General features: G+C 66.0%; 20 protein-coding genes and 1 pseudogene. 12 read left to right on the top strand and 9 right to left on the bottom strand.

Annotation, left to right across the window (positions count from 1 at the left end):
* Window positions 1–7: 7 nt before the first annotated feature.
* The 3 genes and pseudogenes from rimO to J3R73_RS14805 all read right to left on the bottom strand — a co-directional run.
* Entirely contained in the window at window positions 8–1,360 is a 1,353-nt protein-coding gene (rimO, locus tag J3R73_RS14815) for a 30S ribosomal protein S12 methylthiotransferase RimO (protein ID WP_307428137.1), read from the bottom strand.
* A 240-nt stretch (window positions 1,361–1,600) separates the two neighbouring features.
* Complete coding sequence (locus J3R73_RS14810) at window positions 1,601–2,068, bottom strand: DUF6985 domain-containing protein (protein WP_307428135.1); 468 nt, start codon at window positions 2,066–2,068, stop codon at window positions 1,601–1,603.
* Window positions 2,056–2,217 (bottom strand): annotated as a pseudogene (locus J3R73_RS14805) (HNH endonuclease); the annotation flags it as partial. The gene J3R73_RS14810 and the pseudogene J3R73_RS14805, both read right to left, overlap by 13 nt.
* 111 nt (window positions 2,218–2,328) lie before the next feature.
* Between J3R73_RS14805 and J3R73_RS14800 the strand changes: the two are divergent.
* Window positions 2,329–2,553: a hypothetical protein gene (locus J3R73_RS14800; protein ID WP_307428132.1), complete on the top strand. Its 225-nt coding sequence runs from the start codon at window positions 2,329–2,331 to the stop codon at window positions 2,551–2,553.
* A 40-nt stretch (window positions 2,554–2,593) separates the two neighbouring features.
* Here J3R73_RS14800 and J3R73_RS14795 read toward each other — a convergent pair whose 3' ends face one another.
* Window positions 2,594–3,067, bottom strand: a complete 474-nt coding sequence (locus tag J3R73_RS14795; protein ID WP_307428129.1) for a DUF6985 domain-containing protein — start codon at window positions 3,065–3,067, stop codon at window positions 2,594–2,596.
* Window positions 3,055–6,573, bottom strand: coding sequence for an HNH endonuclease (locus J3R73_RS14790; protein WP_307428126.1), 3,519 nt, complete (start codon window positions 6,571–6,573; stop codon window positions 3,055–3,057). Before J3R73_RS14790 ends, J3R73_RS14795 begins: the two co-directional genes overlap by 13 nt.
* Window positions 6,574–7,011: 438 nt before the next feature.
* Between J3R73_RS14790 and J3R73_RS14785 the strand changes: the two genes are divergently transcribed.
* The 7 genes from J3R73_RS14785 (at window position 7,012) to J3R73_RS14755 (ending at window position 14,720) form a co-directional block, all read left to right on the top strand.
* Window positions 7,012–7,665: a FadR/GntR family transcriptional regulator gene (locus J3R73_RS14785; protein WP_307428123.1), complete on the top strand. Its 654-nt coding sequence runs from the start codon at window positions 7,012–7,014 to the stop codon at window positions 7,663–7,665.
* Window positions 7,662–8,831: a PLP-dependent transferase gene (locus J3R73_RS14780; RefSeq protein WP_307428120.1), complete on the top strand. Its 1,170-nt coding sequence runs from the start codon at window positions 7,662–7,664 to the stop codon at window positions 8,829–8,831. The genes J3R73_RS14785 and J3R73_RS14780 overlap by 4 nt, the downstream gene beginning before the upstream one ends.
* Window positions 8,832–9,008: 177 nt before the next feature.
* On the top strand, window positions 9,009–10,286 hold the full coding sequence (locus tag J3R73_RS14775) for an ABC transporter substrate-binding protein (protein WP_307428117.1): 1,278 nt from the start codon (window positions 9,009–9,011) through the stop codon (window positions 10,284–10,286).
* A 96-nt stretch (window positions 10,287–10,382) separates the two neighbouring features.
* On the top strand, window positions 10,383–11,306 hold the full coding sequence (locus J3R73_RS14770; protein WP_307428114.1) for a carbohydrate ABC transporter permease: 924 nt from the start codon (window positions 10,383–10,385) through the stop codon (window positions 11,304–11,306).
* A 9-nt stretch (window positions 11,307–11,315) separates the two neighbouring features.
* A complete protein-coding gene (locus J3R73_RS14765) occupies window positions 11,316–12,155 on the top strand; it encodes a carbohydrate ABC transporter permease (RefSeq protein WP_307437347.1) in 840 nt (279 codons plus the stop codon).
* Window positions 12,156–12,166: 11 nt separating this feature from the next.
* On the top strand, window positions 12,167–13,234 hold the full coding sequence (locus J3R73_RS14760; protein ID WP_307428111.1) for an ABC transporter ATP-binding protein: 1,068 nt from the start codon (window positions 12,167–12,169) through the stop codon (window positions 13,232–13,234).
* Between the two features lie 277 nt (window positions 13,235–13,511).
* Window positions 13,512–14,720: an MFS transporter gene (locus tag J3R73_RS14755; protein ID WP_307428109.1), complete on the top strand. Its 1,209-nt coding sequence runs from the start codon at window positions 13,512–13,514 to the stop codon at window positions 14,718–14,720.
* Window positions 14,721–14,732: 12 nt separating this feature from the next.
* Here J3R73_RS14755 and J3R73_RS14750 read toward each other — a convergent pair whose 3' ends face one another.
* The gene (locus tag J3R73_RS14750; protein WP_307428106.1) at window positions 14,733–15,017 is read right to left on the bottom strand and encodes a hypothetical protein; all 285 of its coding nucleotides are present in this window, start codon (window positions 15,015–15,017) and stop codon (window positions 14,733–14,735) included.
* Window positions 15,018–15,190: 173 nt separating this feature from the next.
* On the opposite strand from J3R73_RS14750, the gene speB reads away from it, so the two are divergent.
* On the top strand, window positions 15,191–16,144 hold the full coding sequence (gene speB, locus J3R73_RS14745) for an agmatinase (RefSeq protein WP_307428104.1): 954 nt from the start codon (window positions 15,191–15,193) through the stop codon (window positions 16,142–16,144).
* A gap of 94 nt (window positions 16,145–16,238) precedes the next feature.
* A complete protein-coding gene (locus tag J3R73_RS14740; RefSeq protein WP_307428101.1) occupies window positions 16,239–16,583 on the top strand; it encodes a RidA family protein in 345 nt (114 codons plus the stop codon).
* A 9-nt stretch (window positions 16,584–16,592) separates the two neighbouring features.
* Here the strand turns inward: J3R73_RS14740 and J3R73_RS14735 are convergent, their stop codons facing one another.
* A complete protein-coding gene (locus J3R73_RS14735; protein ID WP_307428098.1) occupies window positions 16,593–17,495 on the bottom strand; it encodes a LysR family transcriptional regulator in 903 nt (300 codons plus the stop codon).
* Between the two features lie 91 nt (window positions 17,496–17,586).
* Here J3R73_RS14735 and J3R73_RS14730 point away from each other — a divergent pair, with 91 nt between their 5' ends.
* Entirely contained in the window at window positions 17,587–18,498 is a 912-nt protein-coding gene (locus J3R73_RS14730; protein ID WP_307428095.1) for a DMT family transporter, read from the top strand.
* Here J3R73_RS14730 and J3R73_RS14725 read toward each other — a convergent pair.
* Window positions 18,495–18,803: a hypothetical protein gene (locus J3R73_RS14725; protein WP_307428092.1), complete on the bottom strand. Its 309-nt coding sequence runs from the start codon at window positions 18,801–18,803 to the stop codon at window positions 18,495–18,497. The two genes, J3R73_RS14730 and J3R73_RS14725, sit on opposite strands and share 4 nt — an antisense overlap.
* A gap of 202 nt (window positions 18,804–19,005) precedes the next feature.
* On the opposite strand from J3R73_RS14725, the gene J3R73_RS14720 reads away from it, so the two are divergent.
* Entirely contained in the window at window positions 19,006–19,941 is a 936-nt protein-coding gene (locus J3R73_RS14720; RefSeq protein WP_307428089.1) for an AEC family transporter, read from the top strand.
* Window positions 19,942–19,984: 43 nt separating this feature from the next.
* Here J3R73_RS14720 and J3R73_RS14715 read toward each other — a convergent pair whose 3' ends face one another.
* Window positions 19,985–20,701, bottom strand: coding sequence for an SAM-dependent methyltransferase (locus J3R73_RS14715; protein ID WP_307428085.1), 717 nt, complete (start codon window positions 20,699–20,701; stop codon window positions 19,985–19,987).
* Window positions 20,702–20,737: the final 36 nt, after the last annotated feature.

Below are 20,737 nucleotides of genomic sequence, written 5' to 3'. Positions count from 1 at the left end.
CGGCCGGTCAGACTGCCACGCCGTGCAGGTCGTAGGCGTCGGAACGCTCGATCCTGACCGTGACGATATCGCCCACCCGCAGCGGCCGCCGGCTGGCGACGAACACCGAGCCGTCGATCTCCGGCGCGTCCGCCATCGACCGGCCCCTGGCGACGCTCGGCCCGGTCTCGTCGATGATGACGGACAGGCGCTTGCCGACCTTGTTCTTCAGCTTGCGCACCGAGATCTGCTGCTGGGTTTCCATGAAGCGGCGGTGGCGCTGCTTCTTGACCTCGTCGGGCACGGGGGCAAGGCCGAGGTCGTTGGCCGTGGCGCCGGCGACGGGCTCATATTCGAAGCAGCCGACGCGATCGAGCTGGGCTTCGCGAAGCCAGTCGAGCAGGAGTTCGAAATCGGCATCGGTCTCGCCGGGGAATCCGACGATGAAGGTCGAGCGCAGCGTGATGTCCGGGCAGATCTCGCGCCAGCGGCGGATGCGTTCCAGCACCTTGTCCTGGTTCCCCGGGCGGCGCATGGCCCTGAGCACCGTGGGCGAGGCGTGCTGGAAGGGAATGTCGAGATAGGGAAGGATCTTGCGTTCCGCCATCAGAGGGATGACGTCGTCGACATGCGGGTAGGGGTAGACATAGTGCATGCGCACCCAGACACCCAGCTCGCCCAGCGCCTTGGACAGATCGTAGAACCGCGCCTTGAGCGGAGCGCCCTGCCACGGGCTTTCGGCATAGCGGATGTCGACGCCATAGGCGCTGGTATCCTGGCTGATGACGAGGAGTTCCTTGACGCCGGCCTTCACCAGCCGTTCCGCCTCGCGCATGACGTCGGCCGCCGGCCGGCTGACGAGATCGCCGCGCAGCTTGGGGATGATGCAGAAGGAGCAGCGATTGTTGCAGCCCTCGGAGATTTTCAGATAGGCGTAATGCCGCGGCGTGAGTTTGAGGCCCTGCGGCGGCACCAGGTCGACATAGGGATCGTGGGCGGGCGGTGCGGCTTCGTGCACGGCGGCCACCACGCTCTCATATTGCTGCGGGCCGGTGACGGCGAAGACATTGGGAAAGCGTTCGAGGATCGGGTCCGGTTCGGCGCCCATGCAGCCGGTGACGATGACCTTGCCGTTCTCCGCCATGGCGTCGCCGATGGCGCCGAGCGACTCGGCCTTGGCCGAATCGAGGAAGCCGCAGGTGTTCACGATGACGAGGTCGGCGCCCTTGTGGTTGCGCGTGATGCCGTATCCCTCGGCGCGCAGCTGCGTAAGGATGCGCTCGGAATCGACCAGCGCCTTCGGGCAGCCCAGCGAGACATAGGACACCGTCGGCGCGGTCTTGCCCTCAACCGTCTCTCGCGCTGCTTCGATCGCGGCCATTCGGACCCTCGCTGACTGTTGAAAGGGCAGTCCTTTGCGCCAAGACGCGCCGGAAAGCAATTGCGGAGTGCGCAAATCCGGACAGCGACCGCAGTGAGGCGGGTCGCCGCCGGGCTGCCGGAGCTTGGCGGGATCGGCATCGGCGACGGCCGCCCCATTGTCGGGCAAAGGCGGCTAGCTCTGCCTAGCGCGTCGACCAGCAGCGATCGATAAAACGAGGTAGGACAGATCAAAGCCCCTTCAGATGATGACGTCCTGAAAGCCGACCTTCGTCACTTCGTTGTCCCGCAACTGTACGCCAAGGCCATGTTCGATCTCCCACGTACACTCGAAGAGAAAACCGATTTCTCTGTCGCTGGGAGCGACGATAATCTCCTCCAATGTGACCAGATCGTTCAACTCGTTCACGGTTGAAATGATTGGCATCACCTCATCGGCATCTTCTTCCAGGTCGGCTCGTACCTCTTCGAGAATGGAATTATAATAATTAAAAATGGCCTTTTCGATATTATTGATACAGGCTTGTTTGTGTTGTTCGAACTTCAGGAATGTCGATTGCTGCGCTTCGGTCGGCTTTGCGGTGTAGGTAACAGCGAGGCGCACGGATTTGCGCTCTCCGAATAGGTCAATTTCGTACCAGCGGTACCAATCGCCGGCTTCGTCGCGGTCGATCAACTCACCAAAGATCGGGTCGTTCAGGGGTTCCATTTCTCTTTCTCCTTTTTTATGCGGCGGCGAGCAGCCTTGATTTCACCGATGCCGCCGAGATGGGGATAGTTTTGATTGATGATCGAACGAACAAGCTGAATGGTTTTCAAGTCGCTTTTCTCGTGCCACAGATATCCATTCACCTCGCGCCACTTTTTAACGTCGGCGGGCGTGACGCTGCGTTAGCGGAGCGGCATTGCCGAAAGACCTGCCGCGGCGTAGCGGGGTAGAGCTATTTCGTGCATGGGGAACGTTACCGTATGCTCGATCGGCTGCCTCATGTCCTCCACGTCCAATGCCGTGAGCGGGGCCGGGAGGCGAGTCCGGCGGTCGCGATCATCGACAGCCTGAGCGCGGAAAAGGGGCTTGGACTCGCCTCGCTGCAATGCGGGCATACGGTCAAGAGCAAGAAAAGGGTCTCGTCGTCGATCCGCAGGCAGGCCATCGTCCATTCCACCGATGTCCAAGACCGTGGCGGCGCCTGACTCAATCGCCGCCGCTGGCTTACCAAGGACTGTCAGTGCCTCAAAGGACGATGTCTTGCTGACCTACGCCCGTCACCTTGTTATCCGTCAATTCGACACCAAGCCCATGGCTGTCATCCCAGGTGCAACCAAACATAAACCCCATAATATTGGCTTCGTAATAATATGGGTCTCTGATAATTATTTTCTCCAGTGGAACTAGAGCTCCCAATTCGTTTATATTTGATACAATAGGCATTTCTTCATTGGCGACATCTCCCAAATCAGATCTTGTTTCTTCCAGAATTGAAAGATAATATGCGTAAATTGATTTTTCAATATCCTTAATGCATTTCTCTTTGTGTCTATCGAATTTAATAAAAATCTCTTGTTGCTGGTGTGTTGGCTTGTCATCGTTATCGACTAGTAAGGTTATATTCCTGTTTTCGCTAAATATGAGTACATCATAGTTGCGTGCCAAATATCTGCCGCGCGGTTGTAGTTTTCCAAAAACAGGATCTTCTATCGTTCCCATCGTCTTATCTCCTCATTATAAAGCCGTCGCGCGGCGTTTATTTCACCGACTCCACCGAAGTGAGGGTGATTGTTGTTGATAACGCTGGGAATTAGCTGCAAAGTTCGCAGGTTGTGATGCTCATGCCAGGTATAGCCGTTAGCTTTGCGCCAAATTTCAACATCCCTTGGTGTTACGCCGACGGATTTGTTTTTCGCCTGGATGCCCAGCTTTTCTATCAATGCTGGGTTCTTGGAAATCAAAAGGTCGCCATTGTCAAAATTTATGTCCCTATCTGCCGACATATTCTCGAGCTCGACATCAGCAAGGGAGTGGGGGTCGAATTTGCCCGACCCGTCGATGTATTCTACACCTCTACCGTTTGTGGCAGCTCTCGCTGCCGGGTTGTTGGAAAGAAAGGAGCCATTGCCTCTTTCGCCGGATATCCATGTTCCCGATTTGTTCCCAGATTTATCTAGCCTTTGCTTGAGGCTTGTATTGATCCTTGTCACGCTGCCTGTCTGCTCGTCAAACGAAAATGCCATGGTCCGGGAGCGATTGAAGTAGATTTTCGCCTGGGGGGCTACCTTTGCTAAAGGGCCCCACGGGCCAAGAATGGTGGTGTCACCGGCCTTGCGGTACCCGTCCGTCAGAGCGCCGGAATAGTCGGGACGAGCGGAATAGTATGATCCTGTTTTGTTCTTGTCAACGGAGGCGCCAGTGGCCGCCTCCGGCTGCGGATTCTCTGGCGGCCCGGCAGATTGCTGTGGCGATGGGCTTGGTGTGTCTGCTTTGCCTTTCGCCGGAACGGGCGTATTGGCCTCAGCGGCCCGCTGTCCGGCCTGCCGGAACATGGCGGGATATTTGTCCGCCAATGATCGGCCCAGGCGCGAGGCTGCCCGGCCGGCGAGGGGGGCTGCGGCGCCCATGACTCCGCCGACCGCCGCGCCCCAAGCGGCGGCTTCCATGCGGTTCCGGAAGCCGCCTTCGCCGCGCATGAAGCCATCCGCTCCGCCGATGGCGACCCCCATCGCGGCGCTGCCGCCAAGCGACGATGGCGCGCCAAATGCCGCCGTCCCGGCGACGGTGCCGGCGAACTGGAGGGCGTTGGAGGTCCAGGGATAGTTCTGGTCGAAATAGCTGTCGCGGGCGCGCTGATAGTCGAGCGCCTCCTCATAGGCCTTGCCGTCGCCGATGACGGCGGAGAGGGGCGCATTCAGTCCGGCTTCAAACTCGTCGGCGGCCCCGCCGACGATGGGAATGCCGCGAGACACGGCACGAGCCCTGTCGTCGAACCACATCCAGGTGGGACTTTGCTGATGTTCCTTGGCGACATAGGCCATGGCGTAGCTTCGCTGAGCCGCCCTGTCGCCCCGCGCCTGCGCATCCCGATAAGCCTGCTGGATATCGTCGAGAGACTGGTCCTCCGCCCATACCGCCCGGAGATAGTCGGGGTCGGTCATCCATGAGGGGTTGAGGTAGTGTGACGGACCGTAGGGATCCTGGTTTGCGAAGGTGATGTCCGCCCGATAGGAGTGACTACCGGCAGGGATCGCCGGTGAAGCGGAGGCGGCTCCGGCCGCCTGGGTGTCTGCGGCACCGCTGTTGATGGCAGATCCGCCATCCTCCGGTGCCTGGGGCTTCGGAACGAGGATGCCGGATTGGCCCGGTCCGCTTTTGTCGGTGCGCAGCAGGTAGGCGTAGCGGATGGGAGCATCGCTGCCGCCGGGTTTGCGCAGGTCGGCGGCGGCGAGGGCGTTGGCGGCGGGGATGTCGCCGCCATTGGTCTTGAGGTTGTTGCGCACCAGGCGCGGGAAGAGCGCCTGCGCGATCGGGGACGGGTCGATGCCCGCCATGCCGGCGGTGTGGGCGATCTGGCTCGCCGCCGACGCGGACAGATCGATGTCCGTGCCGGCGCCGGGGCGGGGCGGCGCCGGGGGAATGGCGGCGTTGTCGAGCGCGACGGGGCTCGCCGGTGCGGCGGCACCGATGGCGCTGGTCTGTCCCGGATCGGACAGGACGGCCGCGAACAGCCGGCCGGCGGCGGCATTGTCGCCGCGCGCATAGGCGGCGACGGCCGGTTCGAGCAGGCGGGGGATGCCGCCATCGACGAGTTGCCGGAACAGGGCATATTGCCGGGCGGGATCGCGGATCGCCGCGATGGTGTCGCGCAGCGGGCCGATGCGCTCGGCCATCGGCCTGCTCGTATCGGCGAAGGCCCCGACGATGGCGGAGGCCATGGCCCGGGGCAGATAGCGCCGCTCGCCTGCCGGCACGCCGGCGGCGTCCATCAGGGCGGCCGTCCGGTCGACGAGGCCGGGCAGGTTCTGCCGCAGCGTGGCGGGATCGGCGCCTTCGAGGGCCTGCCAGCTTCGGGCGAGGGCGGGATAGAGTTTGCCGAGGGTGCCGACCGGGTCGGCGGCGCGCGCGGCCCGGTAGCGGGCGACGGCGGCGGCGGCGTTGGCGAGGAAGCGCTGGCCGTCAGAGGCGGTGGTGGCGGCGTAGTGGGCAAGCGCGGCGTCCTGGGCGCGGTCCGGCTGATGCAGCAGCGCGGTGATCGCCGGCGCATCCTTGCTGACGAAGGCATCGGCCTCGTCGAAGCGCCGGGTACCCTCCTCGGGGCCATAGGCGGCGATGAAGGTGTTTCGGTCCGGCGGCGGGCCCTGGAGCGTGCCGGCGAGCGGCATGTCGGCGAGGCGCTGCTGCAGCCCGGCGATATCGGCCTGGGCGGCGGCCTGCTTCTGGGTCTGGTTCGTTTGCCAGTCGAGGGCGAGCTGCCGGCGCTGCGCCGGGGTGAGGGTGTCGACGCTGGGATCAACCGGCCCTTCGTCCATCATGAGCGGCAGGACGGCCCGGTCCTCGGGCGAGAGCGTCATCCCGAGTTCGGCGAGGCCCCGGCCGGAGGGATCGTCGCCATGGCGGCCCTGCCAGCCGGCGGTCTGCAGGGCCTGCTGCGTCGCCGTCCACTGCGTCGCACGGACCGCCGGCGGCACGCTCGACTGGTTGGCCTGCTGCGCCTTCAGCACGCCGAGGGCGGAGGGCAGCAGGCCCGGGCTGACGCGCACCTGGTCGGCCATGGCGGCGGCCGACTGGCCGAAGGCGGCCTGCTCATAGGCGCCGCGTCCCTCGAATTCCATGCGGGCGGCGGCGAGGGAGGTGCGGTCGCGGTCGAGGGTGAGCAGGCCGGCATAGGTCTGGCGGTTGGCGGGCGAGACGGTCTTGAGGAACGCATCGTCCGCCTGGGCGCGGCCGGCCATGACGGCGTCATGGAAGCCGGTCGCCTCGGGCGCCATGCCGGCCCGGGCCTGCTGCAGGGCCTGGTCCTGGGCGAGGGTGTGGCGCTGGAAGGCGACCTGGTCGTCGAAATCGGCCTGCTGCTTCTGGCGCGCCAGCCAGCGGGCGGCGACGTCGCCGACGGTCTGGCCGAGCTGCTGCAGCGCCTTGGCGGCGTCGTCATAGGCCTGGATCTGCGGCGCGGCGGGCACGGCAAGGCCCTCCTGCGCCACGTAATCGGGAAAGCGGGGCAAGGCTTGCTCCAAACAAAAGCCCGCCGGTGAGGGCGGGCCGGGTGGGTTCGGGAGCGGGCCGGGCAGTCAGTGCGGATCGGGATCGGGACAGGGGGCGACGCCGGACCTGTGGGCGCGCGGGCCATGCCCGCGCGAAGACGACGAAGGCGTCCGAAAATGCAAAACGCCCGAAGCAAAGCTCCGGGCGCCAGATGTCGTCATGCTTTCTTATCCCACGGGCTGCGGGACGACGTCAAGATTTGTTCTCTATTTGTTCTTGTTTTTCGTGCCGCGCTGATCCAACCGCGCTGCCGTGATCGCGCCATCCCGGCACTTGACATCCGGCAGGGAGCGGAAATAGTCAGATGTCAGACCAATTCGTCTCGCTGAGATACGTCCTTGCGCACCGCCGTTCCCGGACTCTCGCCGTTGCCATCCGCCGACAGGGCGGATGACGTGATGCGCGCGATCGCCGGCTTCATCGCAAGCTCGGGCATCCGGCCCGGCGATCGCCTGCCGACCGAACGGCAATTGATGGAGACGCTCGCCGTCGGCCGCTCCACCGTGCGCGAGGTGATCCGCAAGCTCCAGGCGCTCGGCGTGGTGGAATCGCGCAAGGGCAGCGGCACCTATCTGCTCAAGGCGACGTCGGCCGACGCCATCCACATGCCGCTGGTGATCGACACCGCGCTGCTGCGCGACCGCCTGCTGCAGACGCTCGACGTCCGGCGCGGGCTCGAAAGCGAGGCCAGCGCTCTTGCGGCCCTGCGCGCGACACCCGACGACATCGCTGCCATCGAGGCGAAGCTCGATGCGATGGAGGCCGTCCATCACGAGAAGGGGACCGCCGGCCTGGAAGACCTCGCTTTCCACCTCGCCATCTACGACGCCAGCCACAACCCGCTGTTCGGCCAGCTGCTCGAGCAGATGCGCGGCGCCTTCGAGAGTTTCTTTGAAAAGCCCTTCGACCGGCCCGATTTCGCGCGCCGGTCCTTTCCCTTTCATCGCGAGCTGTTCGACGCCATCGCCCGGCACGATCCGGACACGGCGCGGCAGAAGACGCTCGCGATCCTGCAGATTGTCGAAGAAGACATAAAGGACATGTCCCGATGAACGAAGCATTCGACGACTACGCACATGCGAGCCTGGTCGTCGCGCATGACGGCGACCATGCCTTCGACGCCGTGGTGCCGCCGATCGTGCAGTCCTCCCTCTTCACCTTCCGGACCTTCGAGGAAATGGCGGCGACCTATCGCGGCGAGAAGTCCCGCCCGGTCTATTCGCGCACCACCAATCCGACGACCCGCGCCTTCGAGCAGAAGATCGCCGAACTCGAATGCACCGAGGATGCCATCGGCTTCGCCAGCGGCATGGGGGCGATTTCCTCCACCGTGCTCGCCTTCGTCGAGCCGGGGGACCGCATCGTCTGCGTGGAGCATGTCTATCCGGACGCCTATCGCCTGTTCGAGACGCTGCTGAAGCGCTGGAACGTCGACACCGTCTATGTCGACGGCAAGGATCACGATGCGGTCGCCAGGGCCCTGCCGGGCGCGCGGCTCTTCTACATGGAGAGCCCGACGAGCTGGATGATGGAGGCGCACGACGTCCGTGCGCTGGCGGCGCTCGCCAGGGGCCATGGCGTCATCACCGTGATCGACAACAGCTGCGCCTCGCCGGTGTTCCAGCAGCCGATACGCCTCGGCGTCGACCTCGTCGTGCATTCGGCATCGAAATATATCAGCGGGCACAGCGACGTGGTTGCCGGCGTGGCGGCGGGCCGGCGCGAATTGATCGACGTCGTCCGCAAGACCATCACGCCCTATCTCGGCGCCAAGCTGGCGCCCTTCGAGGCCTGGCTGCTGCTGCGCGGCCTGCGCACCCTGCCGACCCGCATGAAGGCGCATGAGGCCTCGTGCCTGACGATCGCCCGCCGGCTGAAGGAATTGGCGGTGGTGACAGCCGTCTACCATCCGGGGCTCGGCAACCAGCTTCCGCCCGGCATGAGCGGGACGTCGGGCCTGTTCTCCTTCGCCTTCGACGAAAGCATCGATATTCCCGCCTTCTGCAACGCGCTGCGCCTCTTCAAGCTCGGCGTCAGCTGGGGCGGGCATGAGAGCCTGGTGGTGCCGGCTCTCGTCTCGCGGGCGCAGAATGCCGGCCCGAACTCGGCGATCGACTTCGGCGTGTCCGAGCGCATCGTCCGTCTTCATGTCGGCCTGGAAGGCGCCGACGTGCTCTGGGCGGATATCGCCCAGGCCATAGGCAAGGCCGGAGGCTAGGACCGCCGGCTCGGGCGGGGTCGAACGGACCCCGCCTTCTAGAGCGTTTTGTGTTTTGACGGCATCGGCAAAACGCAAAGACGCGTCGAAAAACAAAGAGTTGGAGCAAAGCGCCGTTTCTGCCTAAACGCGCTTTGCTCCAGGAAACGCAGATCGTAAAAAAAGAGGGGAGTTCCAATGCTTGGAAAATTGCTGCTGGCCGCCACGGCTTCGCTTGCGGTCACCATCGGCGCAACGGCCGGGCCCGCCTTCGCCGACACCACGCTCAAGCTGACCGAGGTCATCACCAGTCCGGAACGGACCGAAACGCTCAAGCAGATCGTCAAGATGTTCGAGAACGCCAATCCCGGCGTGCATGTCGAGATCACCTCGCTGCCCTGGGGCCAGGCCTTCGAGAAATTCGCCACCATGGTCTCGGCCGGCGATACGCCCGACGTGGTGGAGATGCCGGACCGCTGGCTCTCGCTCTATGCCAACAACGGCATGCTCGAGAGCCTCGAGCCCTATCTCGCCAAATGGGAGCATACCAAGGAGCTGAACGACCGCGCCCTGCAGATGGGACGCACGGTCGCCAACACCGCCTATGGCCTTCCCTACGGCTTCTACCTGCGCGCGCTCTTCTACAACAAGAAGCTCTTTGCCGAGGCCGGCATCGCCGCGCCGCCCAAGACGGTGGACGATTTCGTCGAGGACGCCAAGAAGGTGTCGGCGCTCCCCGGCAAATATGGCTACTGCCTGCGCGGCGGCCCCGGCGGGCTCAATGGCTGGATGATGTTCGGCGCCACCATGACCGGCGACGCCACCTTCTTCAGGCCCGACGGCACCTCGACCATGGAGGATGCCGGCTGGGTCAAGGGCATCACCATCCTCACCGATCTCTACAAGAACGGCTATGCGCCCAAGGACAGCGTCAACTGGGGCTATAACGAGATCGTCTCCGGCTTCTATTCCGGCACCTGCGCCATGCTCGACCAGGACCAGGATGCGCTGATCGGCATCGCCGGCCGGATGAACAAGGACGATTACGACGTCGTGCCGATGCCGAAGGGTCCCGCCGGCAAGGCCTTCCCGACCATCGGATACGCGACCTGGTCGATGTTCTCCAATTCGGCCAACAAGGACCTCGCCTGGAAGCTGATCGCCACGCTCGACGGCCCGGAGGGCAATCTCGCCTGGAGCAAGAAGAACGGCACGCTGCCGATCTACAAATCGGCCGAGAGCGACCCGTTCTATGCCGATCCGAAGTTCAAGGGCTGGTTCGCCGAACTGGGCGATCCCGACGTCGTTCCCCTGCTGATGCCGATGTATCTCAAGGAATTCGGCGTCTTCGCCGATTCGATCGCGGTGAAGACCACGCAGCAGGCCCTGCTCGGCCAGCTTTCGCCGGGCGACCTCGCCAAGCAATGGGCCGCCTATCTGACGAAGGCGCAGAAGAAGTTCCTGGCCAAGAAATAGCGCCGACGGAAAGCGCCCGGCTTGCCGATCGAAGCGTCGGCGCCGGGCAATCCGGCCGGTCTTGGGACCGGCCCCCCTTTTTCAACGGACGACCGCATGGCTCTGGCCGACACCGCCTATCGATCCCAGCGAAGGGGGCGCCGCTTCAGGCTGGCGGTCGAGCCCTGGCTCTATGCCGCTCCCTCGATCATCCTCATCGCCGCCATCATGCTGGTGCCCCTCGCCATCGGCATGTCCTATGCCTTCCGCGACATCCAGCTTCTCGATCCCGCCAGCGGCGACTATATCGGCCTCGATCATTTCACCGATCTGTGGGACGATCCCAATTTCTGGAACGCCCTGTCCAATACGATCTGGTGGACGGTGCTGTCGGTGGCATTCCAGTTCTTCCTGGGCCTGATCCTCGCTCTGCTGCTCAACCGTCCCTTTCCGGGGCGTTCGGCGGTCCAGGCGCTGGTGTTCCTGCCGTGGGCGGTGCCGAGCTTCCTCTCCGGCCTCAACTGGGCCTGGATGCTCAATCCCGTCGTCGGCCCGGTCCCGCACTGGCTGGTGTCGCTCGGGCTGATGTCGACGCCGGACAACATCCTGTCCAGTCCCACCCATGCGCTGTGGGGGCCGATCATCGCCAATGTCTGGTGGGGCTTTCCCTTCTTCGCCATCATGCTGCTGGCGGCCCTGCAGTCGATCCCGCAGGACATCTACGAAGCGGCGGAGATCGACGGGGCGGGGCCGATCCAGCGCTTCTTCTCGATCACCGTGCCGTTCCTCGCCCCCACCGTCGCCATCACGGTGCTGCTGCGGGCGGTCTGGATCGCCAATGCCGCCGACCTGATCGTGGTGATGACCCGGGGCGGGCCGGCCGACTCGACCCAGATCCTGGCGAGCTACGTCTTTCTGCAGGCGTTCCAGCATCTCGATTTCGGCTATGCCTCGGCCATCGCCCTGGTGCTGCTGGTGCTGATGCTCCTCTATGCCGGCACGCTCATCGCGCTCCGGCAATTCCTGATCCGGAAGGGGTAAGCCATGGCCATGCGCCGCTCCACACGCCGTCTCGCCTATTGGACCTTCCACTACGCGCTGGTGGCGTTCTTCCTCCTCATCGCCCTGTTCCCGCTGTTCTGGATCTTCAAGGTCTCGGTCACGCCGAACGACCTCCTCTACACCGAAGGCGTGCGCCTCTGGCCCTCGCGCATCGGCTTCGACCATTACGCCTCGGTGATCGGCCACACCGATTTTCCCGTCTATTTCGAGAACAGCGTGATCGTCGCCACCACGACGGCGATCCTCACCACGCTGATTTCGGCAGCGGCCGGCTACAGCTTCTCGCGCTTCGTCTATCGCGGCAAGTTCTGGATCATCGGCCTGATGCTGATCACCCAGATGTTTCCGCTGGTGATGATCATCGCGCCGATCTTCAAGCTGTTCGCGCCGTTCCACCTCAACAACAGCCTGACGGGCCTCGTCATCATCTACACCACCTACAACGTGCCCTTCGCCGCCTTCCTGATGCAATCCTTCTTCGACGGCATTCCCAAGGACCTGGAGGAGGCGGCGATGATCGACGGCGCCACGCGTTTCGGCGCCCTGCGCCAGATCATCCTGCCGCTGACCCTGCCGGGCATCGCCGCCACGCTCGGCTTCGTGTTCACGGCGGCCTGGAGCGAGCTGCTCTTCGCCCTGATGCTGAATTCGAAGGACAGCGTCGTCACCTTCCCGGTGGGGCTGCTCAACTTCGTCTCGAAATTCTCCGTCGATTTCGGGCAGATGATGGCCGCCGCCGTGCTGGCGCTCATCCCGGTCTGCCTCTTCTTCTTCCTGATCCAGCGCTATCTGGTCCAGGGATTGACGGCCGGCGCCGTGAAAGGCTGAAAGGAACCACGATGGCAACGATCGACATCAGGGCCGTCCGCAAGAATTACGGCGCCGTACCCATCCTCAAGGGCATCGACCTGTCCATCGCCTCGGGCGAGTTCGTCGTGCTGGTCGGCCCTTCCGGCTGCGGCAAGTCGACCCTGCTGCGCCTGGTCGCCGGGCTCGAAGACACGTCCGAAGGCGAAATCCTGATCGACGGCGCGACGGTCAACGACCTGCCGCCCAAGGACCGCGACATCGCCATGGTGTTCCAATCCTATGCGCTCTATCCGCATATGAGCGTGCGCGACAATATGAGCTACAGCCTCAAGCTCAGGCGCAAGACGCGCGATTTCATCGCCGACGCGGTGTCGCGCGCCGGCAGCAAGCTCGGCCTCGACGCGCTTCAGCACCGCAAGCCCCGGCAGCTCTCGGGCGGACAGCGCCAGCGCGTGGCAATGGGGCGGGCGATCGTGCGCCAGCCCAAGGCCTTCCTGTTCGACGAGCCGCTTTCCAATCTCGATGCACGCCTGCGCGAGCAGATGCGCTTCGAGATCCGCAAGCTTCACCGCGACCTCGGCGCGACCTCGGTCTATGTGACGCATGACCAGATCGAGGCGATGACGATGGCCGACCGCATCGTCGCCATGCAAAGCGGGGTGATCCAGCAGGTCGGCTCGCCGCTGGAACTCTATGACGATCCCGCCAACATGTTCGTCGCCGGGTTCATCGGCTCTCCCGCCATGAACTTCCTCGAGGCGGAAGCGCAGGCCGGGGAGGGCGGCGTCACCCTCAGCGTCGGCTCCACGCCGGTGGCGATTCTGCCGGGGCAGGTGCTGCCCGCCAAGGTGATCGTCGGCATCCGCCCGGAACGGGTCGTGCTCTCGGGGCAGGGCACGGTGCCCATGCGCGTCGACCTCGTCGAGCCGACGGGGCTCGGCACGGTGGTCCATCTCGAACTCGGCGGGCAATCCCTCAAGCTGTTCACCACCGACCGGCCCGTGCTCGTGCCGGGCGAGACGGTGACGCTCGCGATCGCGCCCGAGGACCTGCGCCTGTTCGACCCGGCGAGCGGCGCCCGCATCCGGGGCGCTTAAATCGATCGCGATTGCATCGGAGCGCGATTTCCTCTCCGGCTTGTTGTTCCCACGCCTTTTCTCCGGCGGCCTTGCCGAAGGGCGGGGCCGGACGACGCGTTCGTCCCGGCCCGACATATGTCCGGGCTGCAACGCTGCGTCCCGCCTCGCGCGGGGACGCCGGGCCTCGCCATGGCTCCGCCCTGCCGCTACTATCGGACAACCGCCGCGTCGGCGCACCTTGTTCCCGGCGCCTTCCCTCGCGGGAAGGCCTTCATCCATTCCTTTGCGAGATTTCATGTCGGATATTGCCTCGACCGATCATGCCCTGGCGGCGCCGGCGACGCCTGCCTGGATTACCCTGCTGCTGGCGACCGCCTGCGGTCTCATCGTCGCCAATCTCTATTACGCCCAGCCCCTGATCGGCCTGATCAGCGCGGATCTCGGCATGACGCCGGGAGCCGCCGGCCTGATCGTCACCATGACCCAGATCGGCTACGGCACCGGCCTGCTCCTGCTGGTGCCGCTGGGCGACCTCGTCGAGAATCGCAAGCTGGTGCTGTGCGTCATGTCGGTGGCGACGATCGCGCTCGTCGGCCTGCTGCTCGCCCGCAACAGCGTCCAGTTCCTGGCCTGCGCGCTGTGTATCGGCCTCGGCTCGGTGGCGGTGCAGATCCTGGTGCCCTATGCCGCCCATCTGGCACCGGAAGCCACGCGCGGCCGCGTGGTCGGCAACGTCATGAGCGGGCTGATGGTGGGCATCATGCTCGCCCGTCCGGTCTCGAGCCTGATCACCTATGTCTCGTCCTGGCACGTGGTGTTCGCCCTCTCGATCGCCGTGATGATCGCGCTCGGCATCGTGCTGGCGCGGGCCCTGCCGGCGCGCCAGCCGGCGCCGGGGCCGAGCTATGGCGGCTTGCTGCGGTCGATGGTGCATCTGGTCAGGACGACGCCGGTGCTGCGCCGCCGGGCGCTCTACCAGGCCTGCATGTTCGGCGCCTTCAGCCTCTACTGGACGACGTCGCCGCTCTGGCTGGCGAGCCCGACCTTCGGCCTGTCGCAGTCCGGTATCGCCTGGGTGGCGCTGGCCGGGGTTGCCGGGGCGATCTCGGCGCCGCTCGCGGGCCGCATCGCCGATCGCGGCTGGAGCCGCCCGGCCTCGGGCATCGCCATGGCACTGGCGGCCATCGCCTTCCTGCTGACCCATATCGCGACGCCGGGCTCGACCCTGTCGCTCGCCCTCCTCATCGCCGCCGCGGTCGTGCTCGATTTCGGCGTTACCGCCAACCTCGTGCTCGGCCAGCGCATGATCTATGTGCTCGGCGCTGAATATCGCAGCCGCCTCAACGGGCTCTACATGGCGACGTTCTTCGTCGGCGGGGCGATGGGCTCCGCCGTCGGGGCCTGGGCCTTTGCGCATGGCGGCTGGACGATGGCCTCATGGATCGGCTTCGCCCTGCCGGTGATGGCGCTGCTCTATTTCACCACGGAGCGCAGGCCGGCCTGAACGGGGGCGGCTTCAATCGTCGTTCTCGGCGTTGAGCTCTTCCGGCCGCATGCCGGGGGTGCGCTGGCCGGCCCGCAGCCTCAGGCCCGGACCGTTGCCGTCGTCGTCGAGGAAGGTGATGCCCGCCTCCTCGAAGACGCGCCGGATCGCGGCGAGATCCTGATTCTGGGGCTCGCTGCCCTTGTTTTCGAATTCGGCGATGACGCTGCGCGGCACGCCGGACTTCTTGACGAGACCGGCGATGTCGAGCGCCAGCAGGGCGCGGGAGGCGCGGCAGAGGGCAGGGGACATGATCATGGAAGGGCGCCTTACGCTTTCGATATCCCGGCGAGCGTAACACGCCCCGCCGCCGATTTCAGCGCCGCCGCACCGAAACGGTTGACAATCCCTTGCCCTGTCCGGCGGGGGGCGTTTTCGTCTATGGTCGGAGGATACGCCGATTCCGCATGCGCAACTGCCGGGAGTTTCCGATGACCGCGAGTTCCTTCAACCAGCCGCTCGGCGGCAACGACATGCCGCGCTTCGGCGGCCCGGCGACGATGATGCGGCTCCCGGTGCAGGCGACGTCGGCGGGGCTGGATGCCTGCTTCGTCGGCATCCCCCTGGATATCGGGACGTCGAATCGCCCCGGCACGCGTTTCGGGCCGCGGCAGATCCGCACCGAATCCTGCATGATCCGCCCCTACAACATGGCGACCCGCGCGGCTCCCTTCGACAGCCTCCAGGTCGCCGATATCGGCGACGTCGCCATCGACACCTTCAACCTGCCCAAATGCGTGGACATCATCACCGACGCCTATCGGGCGATCATCGCGGAGGGCTGCCGGCCGCTCACGCTGGGCGGCGACCATACGCTGACCTTCCCGATCCTGCGGGCGATGGCCGAGAAATACGGGCCGGTCGGGCTCGTCCATGTCGATGCCCACGCCGATATCAACGAGCACATGTTCGGCGAAGCCATCGCCCACGGCACGCCGTTCCGCCGCGCGGTTGAAGCCGGCGTGCTGGACACCAGGCGCTGCGTCCAGATCGGCCTGCGCGGCACCGGCTACGCCGCCGACGATTTCGACTGGCCGCGCCGGCAGGGCTTCCGTGTCGTCCAGGCCGAGGAATGCTGGCACAAGTCGCTCTCGCCGCTGATGGAGGAGGTGCGTGCGCAGATGGGCGAGGGGCCGGTCTATCTCAGCTACGACATCGACAGCCTGGATCCGGGCATCGCCCCCGGCACCGGGACGCCGGAAATCGGCGGTCTCACCACCATCCAGGCCCTGGAGATCATCCGCGGCTGCTGGGGCCTCGACCTCGTCGGCTGCGATCTCGTCGAGGTCTCGCCGCCCTACGATCCCTCGGGCAACACGGCGATCACCGCGGCCAATCTCCTGTTCGAGATGCTCTGCGTCCTGCCCGGCGTGAGGCGGCGCTAGGCAGCGATCCCGCGAACAATTTCGAGCGGGACCGCTGACGATCCGTCGCCGGCCTGCTAGAGCGGTGCCGGACTTCAACCACGAGGATAGATCCATGATCAAGCGTCTCAATCCCGGCAAGCGTTTCTGCCAGGCCGTCATCGTCAACGGCATCGTCACCACGGCCGGCATCACCGCCCGCGACACCAGCGTGGGCACGGCGGCGCAGACCGCCGATATCCTCGCCCAGATCGACGCTCTTCTCGCCGAGGCCGGCACGTCGAAGTCGAACCTGCTCAGCACCAGCATCTGGCTGCGCGACATCTCGCATTTCGACCAGTTGAACCAGGTCTGGGACAAGTGGGTCGATAGGGACAACCTCCCCGTCCGCGCCACGGTGGAGGCGCGCCTCGCCGCCCCGGACCTGCTGGTCGAGATCCAGGTCACCGCGGCCGTCTGATCTTCGCGATCATTCCCGCCGTGCCGGCAGGGACCGGCGCGGCGGAACGTCCGTTTCCTCGTCCCGCGCGATTCCCGCCACGAGATGGTCGGCCAGGAGAGCCGCCGCCCTGGAAAGTTCCGGGGCGCGATGCAGGCGGATATCGGCGGCGGGGAGGGCCGGCATGCCTTCGCGTTCCGATAGAGCGCGCAGGCTCGCCGGAAACGTGCCGGCCTTGACGACCGTCACGGCGAGGCCCTGGGCCGCGACCGCCTCCACGGCGGCGAGGCTGTGGCTGACGAAGGCGAGGCGCCATGGGCGGCCCGCCGCGTCGAGGGCTTCCATCGCCCATTTGCGAAACAGACATCCCTGGGGGTAGAGCGCGACGGGAAGCGGATCGAGATCCTCCGTCGCATGCGCGGCGCCGGCCGCCCAGACGGCCTGCTCGCGCCGCAGAAGCGTCCCTCCGCCATTGCCGGCCGGATGCATGGCGACGACCAGGTCGAAGGCCTCGCCGAGGCGCGCCGGCATGCCCGCGGTCAGCCCGGTTTCCATCTCGACCTCGATGCGCGGATAGAGCCCCAGGAAGCGCGCGAGCAGGCTTGGCAGGATATGGGTGCCGTAATCGTCCATGACGCCGATGCGCACCCGGCCCTCGATGCGATGCTCCCTCAGGCGGCCCACGGCCTCCTCCCCGAGCACCAGGATGCGGCGGGCATAACCGAGCAGGCGCTCGCCGGCGGCGGTGAGATCGACATGGGTCGTGCTGCGGTGGAAGAGGTCCGTCTCCAGGCGCTCTTCCAGGCGCTTGATCTGCATGCTCACCGCCGACTGGGTACGGTTGAGCAGCGCGGCGGCGCGGGTGAAGGAGCGGTTGTCCGCAACGGCGACGAACGCCTTGAGGAGATCGGGGTCAAGAACCGGCATGGTCATCACCAATCATGATGATGGAGATCACCAAAAGTCGATTCCTTTATGTGCGGCGGTGCCTACGCTTCGTCCATTGGCCAGCGGAGACACGGCATTGACGGAAATATGGGGTGTCCTGGCGGCGATCCTGTCGAGCGGCATCGGCGGCACCGCCGTCGCGGCGACGCGGTCGGTTGCCGGGCGGGTCGATCCGCTGACGCTGGGTGCATTCCGCTTCGGCGTGGGGTTCGTTTTCCTGCTGCCCGTCGCGCTCCTGCAGCCGGGGCGCTGGCCGGCAGGCCGCGACCTTCCCCGCATTGCGGGGCTGGGAATCCTGTTCTTCGGAGTGTTTCCGGTGCTCTTCAACGCGTCCCTGGTATTCACCACCGCGGCGCGGGGGGCGCTGGCGCTGTCCACCCTGCCGCTCCTGACCTTGCTCGCCGGTGCGGTCCTGAAGGTCGAGCCGATGACCGCCCGCAAGACAGGGGGCGTGCTCATCGCTATGGTCGGCGTGGCCCTCGCCTTGCTGTCCGGCCTCGACGCCGCTCCCGCCGGCGCCTGGCGCGGCGATCTCCTGATGATCGGCGCCGCCTTCTGCATGGCGCTCTACACGGTGTGGTCGCGCCCGTTCATCGGGCGTTGGGGGGCCATTCGCTTCACCACCATGGCCATGGGGATCGGCGCGCTGGGCCTGGCTGTCATCGCCGCGCTGCGCGGCGGTTTCGCCGCCGCTGCGGGCTTCGGCGCCGCGCAATGGCTGGCCGTCGCCTATCTCGGTATCGTCGGCAGCGCGTTCGTCTTCATCCTCTGGTCCTTCGCGCTCACCCGCACGACGCCGACGCGCGTCGCCATTTCGGTCGCCGTCAATCCGATCACCGCCTCGGTCGCCGGGGCGCTGTTGCTGGGCGAGCCCCTGCGCTGGAACATCGTAGCCGGGCTGGTCGCCGTCATGGCCGGCATCGGCCTCGCCACGGCCGCTCCGCGTGAGGGCAGGGGGCGGCGGAGCCGTCCCGACCCTTCAGGCTAACGGGACAGATCGCTCTCGGTGCCGAGCACGACGCCGCTGCCGAGCTGATAATTGTAACCGGCATGGGCGCCGAAGGTCCCGCCGCTGGCACCGAACGACGGGGTTGCGCTGGAAGGCGGTTCGTTGCTCCATTGCGAGTCGGAGCGGGCATAGCCCCCGTGCACACCGGCATAGAAGCCGCTCCAGTCATGCGGGCCGGCGGCGGCCTTCTTCTCCGGCGCCGGCAGCAGCGGCTTGTCGGCCGCATGAGCCGGCATGCCCGCCAGGCACAACAGCGCCGCGAAGAGGCTGGGAACGCGCGTCATGACTTCGCCTCCGCAAGATATCGGACGACACCGGCAAGACGCGACATCACCAGACAAATGCGACTGAATGAAGATCGGCCTGCGGTAGCGCTTGCTGCCCCGGCGATACCGAAAAGGTATGGGCGGAGCGCGAAGTCAGCATTGGCTTATATCGAGACGGGCGGTTACGGCTTGACCGTCGCATCCGTCCGGTCGTTTCCCGATGTTTTCCACCTTCATGGTCGTCCTTCCGATCTTCGCCTTGATCCTGGCGGGCTTCCTCGTGCGCCGGCTCGGCGTGCTCGGGCCCGCCGCGACGACGGAACTCAACCGTTTCGTCGTCTATCTGGCGCTGCCGGCGCTGCTCTTCGACATCATCGCCCATACCCGTTGGGCCGATGTCTGGCAGCCCGGCTTCATCGGCGCCTTCGGCCTCAGCAGTTTCGCCGTCTTCGCCCTGACCGTCGCGGCCCGCCGGCGCGGGCCCCGTCATCTCGCCGATGCGGCGATCGACGGCCTCAATGCCGGCTATGCCAATACGGGGTTCATCGGCTTCCCGCTGGTGCTGGTGGCGCTCGGCCGCGAGGCGCTGGCCCCCGCGGCCGTCGCCACCATCATCACCGTCTGCGTCCTGTTCGCCGTTGCGATCGTCCTGATCGAAACGGGCCTGCAGACCGAGAAGCGGCGCGGCCGCCTCGCGATGAAGGTCGCACGATCGCTCGCACGCAACCCTCTGCTCGTCGCGCCGCTTCTCGGGGCACTCGTCCCGATCTGCGGGCTGGCAGTGCCGGATCCGGTCGAGGCCTTCCTGAAGCTGCTGGGCGGCGCGGCCGCGCCTTGCGCACTCGTCACGCTCGGCCTGTTCCTCGCCCAGAAGCGCGCGCAGAGCGCGCCAGACACGGGATCGACGGCGGCGCTGGTCGGGCTGAAGCTGGTGCTGCAGCCGGTCCTCGCCTGGGGACTCGCGACCTTCGTCTTCGGGCTGTCGCCGCTTTTGACCCACACCGCCGTGCTGCTGGCCGCCCTGCCGACGGGGACCGGCCCCTTCATGCTCGCGGAGTTCTACCGGCGCGAGGCGCAGGTGACGTCGCGCGTCATCCTCGCCTCCACCGTCGTCTCGATCCTCACGGTTTCCGGCTATCTCGCCTGGGCAGGGTGAGGGACCTGGGGGGGAAGGCACAGGTCGGCTCGCGAGCCCGCGGTCAAATTCGGCGCCGTGTGAACCAGCCGCCCCAGAACAGGCTGGAGAAGAACAGGTCCGGCCGCTCGAAGCCGGCGCCCGCGAGCAGGCGGGCCACGTCCTCGTCGGATTGCGGAGGATCCGCGCCCTGCAGGATCCTGCCCAGCCTGGCTTCGATCTCGCTCCCGTCGCTGCCATGCATGCGCCAGCGTTCGCCCCAGGCGGCGAGGAACAGCGGCTTGCCGGCATAGGAGTGCCGATTGCCGGCGAGGATGAGCGGCGCACCCGGCTTGAGCCGCGCGGCGAGCGCCGCGAGGATCGCCTGCTTGGCCTCGTCGCCGGGCAGGTGATGCAGCACGCCGACGAGCGTCGCGGCATCGAAGCGCCAGTCCGCCGGCAGGTCATGGACATGGCCGAGCACGGAGGTCGTGCGCTTCGCCAGGCCGGCCTGTTCGACGGCCGCCGCCGCGAGATCCAGCATCGGCCTGGAAGGATCGACGGCGGTGAAGTGCCAGCCCGCTTCGAGCCGCCCGGCCGTGACGATCTCCTGCGCCGTGCCGCCGGCCCCGGCCACCAGGATGTCGGCTCGACCTCCCGAGCCGAGCGAGGCGGCCAGCAGGCAGGCGGCCAGTTCATGGCAGGCGTCGTAGCCGGCGAGGGCGATCCGGCTCTGGACAGCGTACTCGCCGGCCCGCGAGGCGTCGAATTTGCGCGTTGCGCCGTCATCGCTCGTGGTCATGCCGGGGGCTCCCTTTCGAAGCCCTTGTGGCCCATG

Source organism: Labrys monachus, assembly GCF_030814655.1.
In the GTDB taxonomy this organism is placed as follows: domain Bacteria; phylum Pseudomonadota; class Alphaproteobacteria; order Rhizobiales; family Labraceae; genus Labrys; species Labrys monacha.
The sequence above is the reverse complement of the archived record's forward strand: the minus strand, read 5'-3'. Positions and strand labels throughout refer to the sequence as shown.